At 44.5% G+C, this 14,730-nt stretch carries 14 protein-coding genes; 5 read left to right on the plus strand and 9 right to left on the minus strand.

Annotated elements, in window-relative coordinates:
- Positions 1-721: 721 nt before the first annotated feature.
- A complete protein-coding gene (locus Q7P41_RS10770) occupies positions 722-1,396 on the minus strand; it encodes a GntR family transcriptional regulator (protein ID WP_303884168.1) in 675 nt (224 codons plus the stop codon).
- Between the two features lie 242 nt (positions 1,397-1,638).
- On the opposite strand from Q7P41_RS10770, the gene nifS reads away from it, so the two are divergent.
- The 3 genes from nifS to Q7P41_RS10785 are packed head-to-tail and all read left to right on the plus strand — an operon-like array spanning position 1,639 to position 3,661.
- Entirely contained in the window at positions 1,639-2,808 is a 1,170-nt protein-coding gene (gene nifS, locus Q7P41_RS10775; RefSeq protein ID WP_303884169.1) for a cysteine desulfurase NifS, read from the plus strand.
- Between the two features lie 5 nt (positions 2,809-2,813).
- Positions 2,814-3,227 (plus strand): Fe-S cluster assembly scaffold protein NifU, encoded by a 414-nt coding sequence (gene nifU / locus Q7P41_RS10780; protein WP_303884171.1) that lies wholly within the window; start codon positions 2,814-2,816, stop codon positions 3,225-3,227.
- Positions 3,212-3,661 carry an MOSC domain-containing protein gene (locus tag Q7P41_RS10785; RefSeq protein ID WP_303884173.1) on the plus strand — a complete coding sequence of 150 codons (450 nt, stop codon included), beginning with the start codon at positions 3,212-3,214 and terminating at the stop codon, positions 3,659-3,661. The genes nifU and Q7P41_RS10785 overlap by 16 nt, the downstream gene beginning before the upstream one ends.
- A 66-nt stretch (positions 3,662-3,727) precedes the next feature.
- Here the strand turns inward: Q7P41_RS10785 and Q7P41_RS10790 are convergent, their stop codons facing one another.
- The 8 genes from Q7P41_RS10790 to Q7P41_RS10825 all read right to left on the minus strand — a co-directional run bounded on the left by Q7P41_RS10790 (position 3,728) and on the right by Q7P41_RS10825 (position 12,480).
- Complete coding sequence (locus tag Q7P41_RS10790) at positions 3,728-4,663, minus strand: oxalate oxidoreductase subunit beta (protein WP_303884175.1); 936 nt, start codon at positions 4,661-4,663, stop codon at positions 3,728-3,730.
- 14 nt (positions 4,664-4,677) lie between these two features.
- Positions 4,678-5,865 (minus strand): oxalate oxidoreductase subunit alpha, encoded by a 1,188-nt coding sequence (locus Q7P41_RS10795; protein WP_303884176.1) that lies wholly within the window; start codon positions 5,863-5,865, stop codon positions 4,678-4,680.
- 12 nt (positions 5,866-5,877) lie between these two features.
- On the minus strand, positions 5,878-6,837 hold the full coding sequence (locus Q7P41_RS10800) for an oxalate oxidoreductase subunit delta (protein WP_303884178.1): 960 nt from the start codon (positions 6,835-6,837) through the stop codon (positions 5,878-5,880).
- Entirely contained in the window at positions 6,809-8,881 is a 2,073-nt protein-coding gene (locus tag Q7P41_RS10805) for an AAA family ATPase (protein WP_303884180.1), read from the minus strand. Before Q7P41_RS10805 ends, Q7P41_RS10800 begins: the two co-directional genes overlap by 29 nt.
- Positions 8,882-9,002: 121 nt before the next feature.
- Positions 9,003-9,173, minus strand: a complete 171-nt coding sequence (locus tag Q7P41_RS10810) for a hypothetical protein (RefSeq protein ID WP_303884181.1) — start codon at positions 9,171-9,173, stop codon at positions 9,003-9,005.
- 24 nt (positions 9,174-9,197) lie between these two features.
- A complete protein-coding gene (locus Q7P41_RS10815; protein ID WP_303884183.1) occupies positions 9,198-10,814 on the minus strand; it encodes an L-lactate permease in 1,617 nt (538 codons plus the stop codon).
- Positions 10,815-11,116: 302 nt separating this feature from the next.
- On the minus strand, positions 11,117-11,758 hold the full coding sequence (locus tag Q7P41_RS10820; RefSeq protein WP_303884186.1) for a cysteine hydrolase family protein: 642 nt from the start codon (positions 11,756-11,758) through the stop codon (positions 11,117-11,119).
- A 2-nt stretch (positions 11,759-11,760) separates the two neighbouring features.
- A complete protein-coding gene (locus tag Q7P41_RS10825; protein ID WP_303884188.1) occupies positions 11,761-12,480 on the minus strand; it encodes a class I SAM-dependent methyltransferase in 720 nt (239 codons plus the stop codon).
- A 67-nt stretch (positions 12,481-12,547) separates the two neighbouring features.
- Between Q7P41_RS10825 and Q7P41_RS10830 the strand changes: the two genes are divergently transcribed.
- Both Q7P41_RS10830 and Q7P41_RS10835 read left to right on the plus strand, forming a co-directional pair.
- Positions 12,548-14,155 (plus strand): gamma-glutamyltransferase family protein, encoded by a 1,608-nt coding sequence (locus Q7P41_RS10830; RefSeq protein WP_303884190.1) that lies wholly within the window; start codon positions 12,548-12,550, stop codon positions 14,153-14,155.
- Positions 14,156-14,189: 34 nt separating this feature from the next.
- Positions 14,190-14,645, plus strand: a complete 456-nt coding sequence (locus Q7P41_RS10835) for a pyridoxamine 5'-phosphate oxidase family protein (protein WP_303884192.1) — start codon at positions 14,190-14,192, stop codon at positions 14,643-14,645.
- Positions 14,646-14,730: the final 85 nt, after the last annotated feature.

A 14,730-nucleotide genomic window follows, 5' to 3' on the forward strand; every position in this document is an offset into this window, starting at 1 on the left:
AAGTCTCCTACACCACGACTAGAGGTTATAAACACTGGCAGATGATCCCTCTAAATGGCAATAAATTCGGGGGAAATAAATACTTAGATACCTAAATACTTAGATACCAAGATAGGAAAGCTACTGAGCCAGGGGATATTAAACACGAGCGACAACTGTATGTAGCTTGTGGTTATTTAGTGAATGATTGGGAATTAACCTGAAAGGATATGAGACAAGAAGTACTTCGAGAATGGAAAAAACAGGAACAGAGACAAAAACATAAGCAATATTGTGAAATAGGTGAAGTAGCTCCAGTAATGGCGGGAATTTAACCTCCAGATTTAATCAGGGGGTAATTTGACAGAAAATTATGGACTTGACCCAACAAAAAGACACCGTAAATAAAGGTATTATACGATAAAGAAGAAGCAAAACATGAGTGCATAATTGAAGTATAAAGTCAGCGTGAAATTTATCTACTGCCATAGGCAGCGAAAAAAATCGCTCTTCTCGTCAATTTAGAGAAGAGCGATCCCATAAAAGCCTGAGTTGAACGCTGTCTGTTTGAATGCCAATTTGTTATTATGTTATCACGCAAAATTAAGCTTGTTTGTGCTTTTGTTCACCTTGACTTACTAAATACAAAAACCTCGTAATCGCTCGCAATTTTAGTTATGAATGCTTAAAAAGAAAATTGCAACAAACGAAAATAAGCCGCCTTTGATGCTTTCTATGGCCTTTACGAATTTTTTTGTAATTCCTTTATATATGCTTCTTTTGATCTTTTGATGTGTTTTCTAGCCCACTCTTCGGCCTTTCTGGGGTTTTTGGAAACCAATGCATCCAATATTTTTCTATGTTCTAGGGCAGCCTCCGATTTTCTGCCCGGGAATGCATATCCAATACGAGTATAGGCTTTTATACAATCCCTTAAATCCATGAGCAGTTGACATAATTTTTTATTTCCAGAAGCTCGATATAATCTTTCATGAAAAAGCATGTGAAGTTCTTCTAACTTATCGTCGTCATTTACATTGATGCACTGTTCCATATCCTCAACCAAGCTGCCAAAGTAGGCAAGATCATCGGGTGTCGCGTTAGTCGCTGCAAGACTAGCCGCAAGCCCTTCAAGGACCTCACGAACATGGAATGTATCCAATACTTCCTCTGGCGTAGGTTTTGCCACTATCACTGTTTTTCTCGACACTTGAACCGCTAATCCCATCGTTTTCAGGCGCTGTATTGCTTCACGCACTGGCGTGCGTGATACCGCGAGTTTTTCGGCAAGATCGCGTTCAATAAGAGGATCACCCGGTTGTAACTCACCACGATGGATGGCGGTCTTGAGCACAGCAAACACCTTGTCACTTATGTTAGTATCAACTAGTGGTTTTATAACGCTTGCCTTTTCCATGCTTCATCTCCTATTTTCCATAAAATTGCATAATAACATTGCCATTTGGCACATTATATACCAAAAGCCAGCTATAGTCAAAGACAAGCCCTTAAAGTAAAACTAAAAGTCACGATGGGTCGTCTTCTATGTACTTTTCTTAAAATAATTTCTAGACATTTCTATTTCATTTACTTGACAATCCTCTTCTTAGAAAATAAACTTAAGTTAGGTCAATCTAATAAAGAGAGGCGATGCAAACAATGAGCCGTTCTGTTTATCTCGACCATTCAGCAACTACGCCAGTCGACCATGATGTACTAGAGGCTATGATGCCTTATTTTACTTCCGATTTCGGAAATCCAAACAGCCTTCACGCATGGGGCAGAAAGGCACGAAAGGCCCTGGATGAAGCAAGAAATCAAGTAGCTCAATTAATAAATGCCGACCCCACGGAAGTAATTTTTACCGGCGGTGGCAGCGAAGCAGACAACCTTGCAATAAAAGGTATAGCTTACGCGCGAAAAGATAGGGGACATCATATCATAACATCTGCCATAGAACACCATGCAGTATTAGATGCATGCAAATGGCTGGGCAAAGAAGGTTTTGATATCACGATTTTACCGGTAGACAAATATGGAATGGTGAGATTGGATGAGCTCGAGCGAGCCATTCGACCTGATACAATTTTAGTTACTATACAATTCGCAAACAATGAAATAGGCACTATCGAACCGATAGAACAAATAGGAAGTATTTGCCGCGAACAGGGAGTGCTTTTTCACACTGACGCGGTTCAAGCAACGGGGCATCTTCCCATTGACGTAAAAAAACTTCCAATAGATTTGATGACAATGGCTGCACATAAAATGTATGGCCCTAAAGGCGTAGGTGCGTTGTATGTAAAGAAGGGGGTTAAAATCGCGCCTTTGATTCACGGTGGCGGACAAGAAAGAGGGTTGCGTTCTGGAACTGAAAACACTGCCGGAATTGTCGGATTCGGCAAAGCCGCGGTTTTAGCCGCAAAAAGGCTCGCGAACAACGAAAACGAGAACGAAAAACGTCTTCGCGATCGTTTAATAGACGGCATCCTTGAGCGCATCGATGATGTTATCTTGACGGGTCATCGCACTGAGCGCCTTCCCTTTCATACAAGTTTCTGCTTTCACTACATTGAAGGAGAATCCATGCTTTTGCGCCTTGATGCATTGGGAATAGGGGCAAGCAGTGGTTCTGCCTGTACGTCAGGAAGCTTGGAACCTAGTCATGTGCTCCTTGCCATAGGATTGCCACATGAGATTGCTCATGGGTCCTTAAGGCTGACTTTAGGAAAAGATACAAGTGATGAAGATATAGATTACGTTTTGGAAAACCTACCGAAAGTGGTAGAGTCTTTAAGAGCCATGTCTCCTCTTGGCAAAAGGGGGTAGTAAATGTGTATTCTCAAAAAGTAATAGATCTTTTTATGAACCCTAAAAATGTCGGACGCATAGATGATGCGGATGGAGTTGGCGAAGTCGGCAATCCCGTCTGCGGGGATGTCATGAAAATATATTTAAAAATAGAAAATGATCGTATTGTAGACGTCAAATTTGAGACCTTCGGCTGCGCCGCTGCCATTGCAACAAGCTCGATGGTAACCGAGATGGTCAAGGGCAAGACGCTAGACGAAGCACTTAAAGTCACCAACAAAGACGTAGCCGAGGCACTGGATGGGCTTCCACCTCAAAAACTACACTGCTCTTTGTTGGCCGAGGAAGGAATCAAGGCAGCCATAGAGGATTATTTGGCCAAAAAGGGCAACGCCAAGCAGGAAGAAAGCGAAGCGAAACAATGTGCGAAGGCGTAGTGTGGGCGGTATGCTTTTCTAAGAAAAAGGGCACCGTCAAGGAAGACGTTGGCGAGGCCTTGCTCGTCGAAGGCCTTGGCTTGGCAGGTGATGCCCATGCAGGCTTCATGCACAGGCAGGTAAGCTTGCTCGCCCTTGAGGACATAGAAGAAATGCAAGAAAAACTCCCCGATCTTAAAGCAGGGAGTTTTGCCGAAAACATCACGGTAAAAGGCTTTAATACGGAAAGTTTATCTGTCGGAGATAAGTTGCAAGTAGGTGAAGCTTTGCTTGAGGTGACACAAATCGGCAAAAAATGTCACAGCAAGTGTGAGATCTACAGGATAACCGGCGACTGCATCATGCCAAAGAAGGGCATATTTTGCGCTGTCACCAAGGGCGGTAAGGTAAAGAAAGGCGATAAGGTTAAGAAACTTCCAACGAAGGATAAATAGAATAGAAAGGAAACAGGCCCTCATATAAAAGAGGGCCTGTTTCTGCTAATCCAACTTAACTACACCTTACGACAGAGCTGCTATTTCGATCTCTATTGCCTTGACCTTCTGATCAACGAAATTCTGGATTTTTTCGATATGTTCAGGTTTTAAGTGCTTGAACCTTCCCTGCAGCTTAAGGAATTCGTCAACGGGTTTGCGCTCCTTAGGCATGTAGGACATTTTATACTTGCCATCTTCAAGCTCATATAGTTGAAACATGCCCGTATCCAAAGCAAGCTTTGCCATTTCAATGGTTTTATTTGAAGGGAACTGCCATCCCTTGGGGCAAGGAGCTTGGATGTGCAAATAAGCCGGACCCTCTGCATTAAGGCCTTTTCTAACCTTATTGAAAAGATCCACCGGGAAAGCGGGAGAGGCCGTGGCCAAATATTTAAGCTCCGGATGCCCATGAGCTATCATCTGGGCATTGTCCTTCGGCCATAGCCTTTTGCCTTCCGGTACCGCAGGGCCCGAGGGAGTAAACGTAGTAACCGCTCCCCAAGGGGTTGTAGGTGAAGTCTGAATGCCCGTATTAGCATAAGATTCATTGTCATAGCATATGTAAAGCACATCATGTCCGCGGTAAATCATGCCCGAAAGAGCTTGTAATCCAATATCGGTAGAGCCTCCATCCCCAGCCATGACTATCGCATGCGGACGCTCACCTGTGTATTTGCCCTTTCTCATCATGGCCTTATAGGCTGCTTCTATGCCCGAAGCTACTCCTCCGCCATTTGTAATTTGGGCATGGATCCAAGGCACCGCCCAAGGACCGCAACCGTAGCTTGTGTTTGCAACGTACATACAACCGGTAGGCCCCACGAAGATGGTATTTGGACCCGCAGCCTTCGCCACTAATCTATATACCAACGCAGGACCACACCCTGCACACGTCCTATGTCCGGGAACGTAGTATTCTTCCTTAGGCATATCACGAAGCGTTTTTATAGTCTCCAACATCACCTTCACCTCCTTTAAAGCTCGTACGGGAGCCAGTAAGAATCTCTTTCGACCTTGCCAGTTTTTGCAATTTCTTTTAGCTTAGCGTACATCTTATAGAACTCTTCCATGGTAATGACTTCACCGCCAAGCCCCCCGACAAAGCCAACCGTCTTTGTTTTATCTCCCAATCCGTATAAGGCCGTCCTGGCTTCACTCAGCAATACTCCTCCGTCGCCTGCAATGCCATAGTTAACGGAGTTATCCACCGCGCCCACGGCTTTGAACCTGGATAAAACATCTCGTACAATTTCCGTCGGGAAAGGCCTGAGGGTGCGCAGTTGCACTACGCCCACCTTTTCTCCGTGATTTCGAAGTTTTAGTGCAACGTTTCTGGCTGTAACTGAATGAGCTCCCTGAATGAAAATGACAACTTCAGCGTCATCGGTCATATATTCTTCGACAAAAGGACTGTACTTGCGACCAAATATTTCTCCGAATTCTTTGTAAGCTTCTGCTATTACTTTTCTGGCTTCTTGGATGGCTATGTACCGTTGATATTGAAGAGGCGGTCCCATCTCAGGTTCTATCTGAGCGCCTATTATCATGGGATCGGAAATATTGAGCGAATGTTTGTTCTTATAGGGTGGCAAAAATTCTTTTACTTGACCTTCGTCTGGGATTTCCACTTCACCGGCGATATGGGAGACAAAGTAACCATCCTGACAAGCATACTGAGGGAGCAACACTCTGGGATCTTCGCCAATTCGGTAATACAATAACGTCAAATCAAGAGCCTCTTGGGGAGTAGCCGCCCATCCCTGGATCCAACATTGATCTCGGCATGATTCGGCCTCTGTATGCTCAGAACCAAAGTCCCCGGGAGGATCAAGCGTCCTATCTGCAATCGCCATATGAACAGGCAGCCTTGTTCCTGAAATGGGAGAATACACCTCCATGGCATAAGTTACTCCCACTCCGGAGCTTCCAGTAAACGTCCTCGCACCAGCAGCCGATGCTCCATACACTATGCTGAGCTGGGCGTGTTCGCCATCAGCATGGATAAACTCGGCGTCCAACTCTCCATCAGCCACCATCCTTGCCAATTCAGACATTATACCCGTATAGGGCCTTATAGGAAACGAAGTAATCACGTCTACATCTGCAAGCCTTACGGCTTCAGCAGTGGCTACAACTCCAGATATAAGCCTCTTTTTTCCCATGGATCTCACCTCCTAATCCTCAAAATCCAGTTCTGGGACCATGGTTATTGCCTTAGTTGGACATACTTCTGCGCAAATGCCACATCCCTTGCAATATTTCAAATTAGTGAAATCCGCAGCCTCAGGTGTCTTGTAAACCACAACTGAATCGGGGCAATTTACCCAACATAGCAAGCAGTTAGTACAACGTTCTTTAGACCATACAGGACGTTCGCTCCTCCAATTACCCGTAATTCTCTTTTCGTTTTCCTTATCAACAGAAGGAACAGTGCCCGCAAAAGGAAGGTCCTCTGGTCCCAATGGCTTCTTAGGAGCCGGTTTAAACTCGGGGAATGTCGTATTTACTGTCACTAAGCGAACTTCATCATAACCATATCGGCAAGCTTCCTCGTTTTGAACCGAGGAAAGCACGTTCTCGGGCTTAACGATGGATTTTGCCTTCACAACGGCCCCGGCCAAAACGGCTCCAACGCCAACGCCTATGCCTGACGCATCAGTTGCGCCTTCGGCTCCAGAAAGTGTTTGCACGTGTCCGGCAACTTCAGTCGCATCGATGCACCCGATCGTTCCAAGATAGGTCGTGTCCTTTAAAAACTTCAAAATGTATTCTGGGTCTCTTTTTGTGTTGACTATTAACACACCACCCGGCTTCATACCTTGCAATACGTCGTTTCCCTTTACTAGAGCCTCATTAGTCAATACCACGACATCAGGGTGTTCATTTTCGTATACGTATTTGCTTAGCAGCGGCTCATCACTAATCCTGGCGTATGCGCGAACAGGGACGCCAACTCTATCGGGAAGATCGACGTAGTTTTCCCATGCTTGAACGTATTTACCTTCTTTAGATCCAGCATTAGCAAGCGCGAAAACGACATCCCTTGCGTCCTTATTCTCGATAACGCCTCGAGCCCAAGTTGTAATTTGAATAAGGCTCGGTTCCTCAAACAACTTCTTGACATCGAGATTCATTAAATTGCACCTCCCGTCTAAAATCAATCTCTTTCAAGACAGCCAATACCTCCTTATTTGTCAGGACCCCACCTCCTCTGTTTAGGATCTTTTTGGAAAGAACCCTATGACAAGCTTTTTCGATGATAGCTTTTAAGTCAGCGCCAGTCAGGCCTTCCGTAACCTCTGCCAAATACTCAATCGATACCTCGTGGTTGGGCAGATCTTTAAGAATGATTTCTAAAATTTCTTTTCTCTCTTCAATGGTAGGGATATTGAAGGTAAACATCTTGGTTAATCTGTTAGAAGAAATAAGAGATTGGTCAATTCCTTTAAGGGAGTTAGCTATCGCAATGATCACATTATTCACTTCTTTATTTGCATCAAGTTCCATAATTAGCTGATTAGTGAATCTCTCTCCAAGGGTTTGAACAGTACCATCTATTCGATCGAAAAGTAGCACACAAGGAGAAACTCTTTTAGCCAGCTTAAATACGTCACTTATGGACTGTTCAATGCCGATTTTGTGGGATATTAGCATGGGAGGGGTTATGTGTATGAGGTTAAGACCTGCTTCTTTAGCAATGGCGTTTGCCATCAATGACTTGCCAACTCCTGAAGGACCTAAGAAAAATATAAATCTGGCCTTTTTTAAACCATAACTTTCATATTCCTCGCTATGTTGCAGCGGTATTTTGACAAGCTCTAAAAGATTTTTTTTGATATCGTTTAAACCGCCTATATCTTCGAATCCGACTGAAGGGACTTCCACGACCATTTCCCTAAGGGCAGAGGGTTCAATTGCCTTTAAAGCGTTTTCAAAGTCTTCTTTAGTGACAATAACATCTCCAACTTCATGTCTGTCCATATAACGCCCGAGGGCGCGCATGCCTGCTTCTTTGCAAAGCTGGGCAAGATCAGCTCCTGTATACCCATGTGTCAGATACGCAATTTTTTTGAGATCGACGTCGGGTGCCAGGCTCATCCCTCTTGTGTGGATCTTTAGTATCTCTTCTCTTCCTCGTGTGCCGGGAACACCGATAAAGATTTCCCTGTCAAATCGGCCCGGCCTTCGTAAAGCGGGATCCAACAACTCGGGCATGTTTGAAGCACCTATAACTATTACGTCACCTCGTGATTTTAGGCCATCCATCAAGGAAAGTAGCTGCGCCACAACCCTTTTTTCGACGTCACCGACAACTTCTGAGCGCTTTGGCGCAACGGCGTCCAACTCATCGATGAAGATTATCGCCGGCGAGTTCTTTCTGGCCTCCTCGAAAATCTCTCTTAACCTGGCTTCACTTTCTCCATAATACTTGCTCATGATTTCAGGGCCATTAATTGCTATAAAATAAGCCCTGGAATCGGACGCAACGGCACGAGCTATCAAGGTTTTGCCCGTGCCAGGAGGCCCGTAGAGTAAAATACCCTTGGGCGGTTCAATACCAACTTTTCTAAAAAGATCAGGACGTGTAAGCGGAAGTTCAACAAGCTCTCTTACCTTTTTAACTTCCTCATCCAAGCCTCCTATATCTTCGTAGCTCACGCTATCTCTTTTAGAATCCAAAGTCTGATCTACCAAAATGATGGCGGTGTCTTTTGTAACAAGTCCTATCTCCACTGGAGGCGCCATACCCTGTACCCTCAGGGCTATAGCACTTCCACCATAAAGCACGACCGGGACTTTATTTGAAATAATGACAGCCCGGCCTAACAAGTGCCTTTTAAGTTCCTCTTGTGAAGGTATTTCATCAGGAGCAAGCCCTCCTCTATCCAACATAACCGTCTTCAAGGGAGTGGGTTCTACTTTTTCTACTTCAACTGGATCTCCAATGCTGACCCCCAAATTCTCTCGAGCTATGTTGTCAACTTGAATCAAACGGGCTCCTCGAAAATTTGTCGGGCAAGGAAAAACCTTTAAAGCTACTTGCGATTTTCCTTTAATCAAGAGGAAATCTCCAGTCTGGACTCCAAGGTTTTTCATATCCTCGGGATCCATTCTTACTATGTCTTTTCCCTTATCTTCTGGCAAGCCCTCTGCAACATAAAAGTGGTATTTATTCACCTTTCTATCCCTTCCTGCATCTTCTTGTATCCTTTTCACGCATTTGGAATACGGTATGCCAATCCTTGTTCAAAGATAACTCATTTTTTCATTCGCGTCAAGTGCAATATGGATATTGAGATTACCCTTTAAAAATGGGAATCAACATTGATATGACAAGAACGAGATATCCAATCACTTCTAAGGCAACATTCTCCTTAATGACTGCCGGATACAGCAAAAGAGGAGGTGCAATAAGCATTCCAAGAAGCGCGAATCCCAGTAACACCGGACTGGACTTTTTGCCGCTCATTATAAATCTCCCTCCATTTATATCCTAATAAACGTGCCTGCATAATATAAACAACATGACCCAACCCACAATTCCCAGGATCAGCGCTAAGGTAACGCAATATCTTAACGTTTTACCTATGACTTCCCCTTCGCGTCCGGTTAGCCCAACCGTCGAGGTGCCCACTATAACTTTAGATGGAGCCAACATGCTGCCTATGGAACCGCCTGCAGTTTGGGCAGCGGCACTAATTAACGTACTAATGCCGAGGATATTTGCGACTTGCACCTGAAAGGCTCCAAACATCACGTTGGAATTGGTGTTACTTCCTGTCATAAATGCTCCAAGTACCCCGACTAAAGGAATAAAGATAGGATATATAGAACCCAATGCATCAGCTACACCCTTTGCCAACATGTAAGTCATACCAGATTCGACCATTATAAAAGCCATAAGTACCATAGAAGTTGTAGCAATACTGGAGTTAACCCCTCCTTTTACAACTTTGGATAGAAGTTTCTTCAACATACCTGCTTTCCAAATACCTTTAGCACGATATATTAGTATGCCAATGAAAGATGCATAGAAAAGAAACGCACCTGCATGAGAAAAAATACCGACACTTGTAGAAGATCCAGCCGGCGTAACCCAACCAAGTCCTGTGGAGTATTCCCCGAATTTAAGTTTGAGAACTAATAGATTTTTTAGCCAATCCTCAACACCGGGCACAAACTTGACAAATAAAACAATGATGATCAGGGAATAATACGGAGCAAAGGCGAGGTTAAAGGGCATCTTTTTTTCCACTACCTTACCCTTTGCAGTTACGGGATTTGAAGTTAAGTGACCTGCAGAGGCCGAAGCTTCTACCGCGGCCTCGGTGTTGTATACCTTAACCCTTGATAAGACAGCGGTAACAACCATTCCAATGATCCCGGACAAAAAAGTGGCCAACGTTGGTTCCCATTGGGCTATAAACCAAAGCGAGATAGACATTGATAGGGAAACTACGAGTGTAGGTACAATTCCTTGACGCAGAGCTTTTGTGCCCCCGTAAGCATGCACCGCGAACATTCCGCAAAATATTCCTGCTAAAGCGATAAAAAATCCGCACCAAGGAGCCAAGTCAGCTGCAGACAACCCCGTAGCCTGCTGCAAACTTGCGAAAGAAGCAGCCATATCACCGAAAGTAACTGCCCAAGCATGCCCGATTAGCGCTACAGCTACGGCAGTGACAGGGTCAAATCCCATACCGATTAACAAAGGCGCCCCCACAGCTACAGGAACGCCAAACCCCGCAACTCCCTGTAAAAAGGTGACAAAGGCAAAACCGATCATTAAAAGCTGCAATATCTTGTTCTTCGTCATTGCCATAAAGGTGGCGCCAATGCTTTCTATTCCACCAGTTATATCTACAACATTATAAAGCAGTAAAGCACCCCATACAATGTACAATACGTAAAATGCCATTACAAAACCTTTTGCATTTGAATTGGCCAACAAATGAAAGTTTGCTTTAAATACCAGAACGGCAACCGCGAGTGCGACAAAAAAACCTGTCGGTCCCGCTTTTGAAGCACTCCATTTAAACCCCACCATCAAGATAAGAATGGCCAATATGGGAAGAGACGCACAAATCCACATAAAAAAATTTACTTGCATCTGTTAACCCCCTCTCCTCAGTGGACTTTAAAGGCAATGATTGGAATACCATATACTGCATTCCTATTAGTTATATGATTAACACAATTGATCTCTTATGTCAAGAAGCTAATAAGAAATTAAAATAAAATAAACATGTGAGAACGCTTTGCACCATATCGTATATATCTCGTTAATTTAGCTTTCTTAAAATGATTATCAACTGGCATATCGATATAGGGGGGTTTTAAAGGGAAATCAAAAAAATAAGAGGGTGCTGGAAAACACCCTCAATCCATTGAACTCATTTGCTTTATGTCCTATTACGCTCTACTTTCTAATTTTGCTTTCAATACGTTGTTTCTAATTTTTTCTACTAAATCGTCTTTCGGTGGATTGGGCAAGCTCTTGATGAACTCCTCCACCGTCATCAGCTTAATGCCGATGTTTTTCATATCATTGAGATTTGCTTCATGAACCTCTGGACTGCTGGCTCCCGTCCCATCGGTAAGGACGATAACTTCGTAATCCAGGGAGTTAGCGTCCCAGACTGTACCCCTGATGCAATTAGGCGTTTGAACTCCCGTAACGACGACCTGATCCACGCCAAGGCGCTTTAAAAGATTGTCTAGTTCGGTCTGAAAGAAAGCGCTCCATCGCTTCTTGCAAATTAGGTATTCGCCTTCTATGGGTTTAAGCTCATCGACAATTTCTCCACCCTTCGTCCCTTCGATCAAGGCCCCACCGACCTGCACGAACTTATCGTATCTGGTGATTTCAACGTCGCTTCCGTCGGGCCGATAATAGCGGAATACGTGTACAACGTACAGCCCGTGTTTTCGGCAAGCTTGCAAGGCTTCACGTATCTTTTTTGCCACCTCCATCGCGCCTTTCACTTCAAAGGGCGCCCCTGGCAAACAAAAATCATTTTGCATGTCGATAATTAAAAAAGCAGTATGACCCATTCTCAATCAAGCTCCTTTCTTTTAGGTAAAGGCTTATAAGACACGGCACAAATGAACCCACCATCGGTCCTGCCCTGCCTTTGAGCTTTTTCTTCCAGTGCCAGTGCCTCTTCCACATTCTCGAAATTAAAATCCGGAGGAACGAATAAAACCGCCTTGCCCTGAACGTTTTCACCAGGCATGGCAGCAATAAGTTCATCTAACGTTCGAAAGTGGGCATGTCTAAAGACGCTTTCAGAATCTTTCTTGGCCTTTTCCTCGTAATACATGCTCCAGGCGCTTCCTCCTCCAATAAGACCGATTACCATGCGACCGCCCGGTTTTAGCACGCGATAAATTTCTAATAGAGTTTTCTTTAAATCAGAGGCGAATTCTAGGGCCGAAAGAGAAACTACTGCATCGAAGGTCTCATCCTCGAAGGGCAGGTTGTTCGCATCGGCACGGCAAAAGCTTATGCAGAGATTTTCCTTGGCAGCCTTCTCGCGCGCTTTAACCAGCATGGCTTCCGAAATATCGACACCTGTAACTTCGGCTCCCAATTTGGCTAATTCCAAAGAAAGATTTCCCGTTCCACACCCTATGTCTAAGATCTTCATCCCCGGTTGGGGCTTTAAGAATTCGTATATGACTTCTTTTTCGATCCTGTCTACCAGCCTACCTTTTGGCGTCTTGTACCAATCGTCATAGGTTTCCGCCATTTGAACGTCAAAAATATCGGACAATTTACATCACCCCCCTTTTCGAATATTAGTTTATACTAATTAAAATATACCATGCGAGGTGATTTTTATGTGGTTTGATCCTTATTCACATAAATATCCGTCACGGCGAAACCTCGTATTCGCCAAAAAAGGGGCGGTCGCAACTGGACAGCCTTTAGCAGCTGAGGCTGGACTTGAGATCTTAAAGAAAGGCGGGAATGCCGTAGACGCTGCAGTAGCTACAGCTGCATGTCTGACCGTCGTAGAACCGGCTTCTAATGGCATAGGCGGGGATGCTTTTTGTATAGTTTGCATTGACAATAAATTATACGGCCTAAATTCCAGCGGCCCTGCGTCAAAGAACATTTCTATCGAAAAACTAAAAAGCGAGGGATATGATGAAATCCCTCCCATCGGTTGGCCCGCCGTTACCGTCCCCGGTGTTCCAGCAGCCTGGGCCACCCTAGTAAAGCGCTTCGGCAAATTGCCTTTAAACGAAGTTTTAAAACCAGCCATTCAATATGCTAGGGAAGGTTATCCCCTTTCCCCGGAATTGACGAAAAACTGGAAAAGACGTTTTGAGTGGTATCAAGAGGTCGCAAAAGATGATGTATTTCAGCACTGGTTTGAGACCTTTGCGCCCCTTGGACGAGCTCCCCTTCCCGGAGAGATTTGGAGATGTGAAGCAATGGCAAATACCCTACAAGAAATAGGAGATACTTGGGCGGATTCATTTTATAAGGGTTTGCTGGCGGAAAAAATCGTGCGTTTCTCTCGCCAAACCGGCGGTTATTTTGATTTAAGCGACTTTGAATCCTTCGAGCCCGAATGGGTAGAGCCACTGCACATTAACTACAGGGGGATAGATGTATGGGAACTTCCTCCTAACGGACAGGGACTTGTAGCCTTAATTGCCCTCAACATACTAAAAGGATACGAAATGATCTACAAAGAGGATCCCAGATCTTATCACCTTCAAATAGAGGCCATTAAGCTGGCCTTTGCCGATGGTTTGTCACTAATAGGAGACCCCAGTTATTCTCATATACCTATAACTAAGCTATTATCCGAAGACTACGGCCAAAAAAGGAGAACTGAAATAAGCGAAAAAGCTAAGATTTATGGTCCAGGTATCGTCCCAGAAAGCAATACAGTGTACCTCGCTACAGCCGACGAGGAAGGCAACATGGTTTCTTACATTCAAAGCAACTACATGGGATTTGGGTCTGGTCTTGTAGTGCCGGGCACCGGAATTGCATTACACAATAGAGGGCATTGCTTCGTTTTAGACCCTAAACACCCTAACGCCCTTGCCCCCCGAAAGCGCCCTTATCATACGATCATTCCGGGATTTTTAACAAAAAACGGATCGCCCATCGGGCCCTTTGGAATCATGGGAGGATACATGCAACCTCAAGCTCATGTGCAAGTTCTGGCAAATTTACTGGATTTCCATCTTAACCCTCAAGAGGCATTGGATGCACCGCGCTGGCAGTGGATCAAAGACAACGTGGTATCGATAGAATACGGAACACCCGAAAACATTCCGGCGGCTTTGTCCAGAATAGGACACGACGTGAAAGTGGAGTTGGAGCACCACTCCTTCGGTAGAGGTCAAATAATATGGAAGACAGAGCACGGGACTTATTGCTGTGCTACAGAACCTCGAACTGACGGACACATTGCCGTTTGGTAACTAAACCTTTCAGGTACAAGAAGGAGGGACTGCTTTGAGAAGGAAAGATCGCGAAATAACCGATGCAAAACAAATTGAAGAAATCTTAAAAGAGGGGAAAGTTTGCTATTTGGCTCTTTGCAAAGAAAACGAACCCTATGTGGTGCCCATGCATTACGCATGGCAAAGCGGATATCTTTATCTTCATTCTGCTCGAGAGGGGAAAAAGGTCGAATTTGCCAAACAAAACCCTCACGTTTCATTTTGCATAGTTCCACAATGGGAAATAATAGAGGGATCGAGATCATGTGATTGGACAACTCATTATCGCAGCGTTATGGGATCGGGTGTCGTGGAATTCGTCGAAGATGTAGCCGAAAAAACAAAGGCTCTTGAAACCTTTATGGGACACTACACTTCTGAGCGATTTGAATTTTCCAAGGCCATGTTGGATCGCGTATTGGTCTGGAAAATTAAGGTCGACGAGCTAACAGGAAAGAAAAATCCTTAAGTTCCTTAAGTAAGGGCTAGAAATATGAATTTAAAAGACGAGGCCAATGAAAGCCATTCTTTGGCCTCGTCTCTGTATTTCTTAA

This window comes from Acetomicrobium mobile, from assembly GCF_937920065.1.

Excerpts from the sequence above, each read along its gene's own strand:
- Q7P41_RS10830 (WP_303884190.1), top strand. The coding sequence starts at position 12,548 with ATGTGGTTTGATCCTTATTCACATAAATATCCGTCACGGCGAAACCTC.
- nifS (WP_303884169.1), top strand. The coding sequence starts at position 1,639 with ATGAGCCGTTCTGTTTATCTCGACCATTCAGCAACTACGCCAGTCGAC.
- Q7P41_RS10815 (WP_303884183.1), bottom strand. The coding sequence starts at position 10,814 with ATGCAAGTAAATTTTTTTATGTGGATTTGTGCGTCTCTTCCCATATTG.
- Q7P41_RS10790 (WP_303884175.1), bottom strand. The coding sequence starts at position 4,663 with ATGTTGGAGACTATAAAAACGCTTCGTGATATGCCTAAGGAAGAATAC.
- Q7P41_RS10820 (WP_303884186.1), bottom strand. The coding sequence starts at position 11,758 with ATGGGTCATACTGCTTTTTTAATTATCGACATGCAAAATGATTTTTGT.
- Q7P41_RS10785 (WP_303884173.1), top strand. The coding sequence starts at position 3,212 with ATGTGCGAAGGCGTAGTGTGGGCGGTATGCTTTTCTAAGAAAAAGGGC.
- Q7P41_RS10795 (WP_303884176.1), bottom strand. The coding sequence starts at position 5,865 with ATGGGAAAAAAGAGGCTTATATCTGGAGTTGTAGCCACTGCTGAAGCC.
- Q7P41_RS10800 (WP_303884178.1), bottom strand. The coding sequence starts at position 6,837 with ATGAATCTCGATGTCAAGAAGTTGTTTGAGGAACCGAGCCTTATTCAA.
- Q7P41_RS10810 (WP_303884181.1), bottom strand. The coding sequence starts at position 9,173 with ATGAGCGGCAAAAAGTCCAGTCCGGTGTTACTGGGATTCGCGCTTCTT.
- Q7P41_RS10770 (WP_303884168.1), bottom strand. The coding sequence starts at position 1,396 with ATGGAAAAGGCAAGCGTTATAAAACCACTAGTTGATACTAACATAAGT.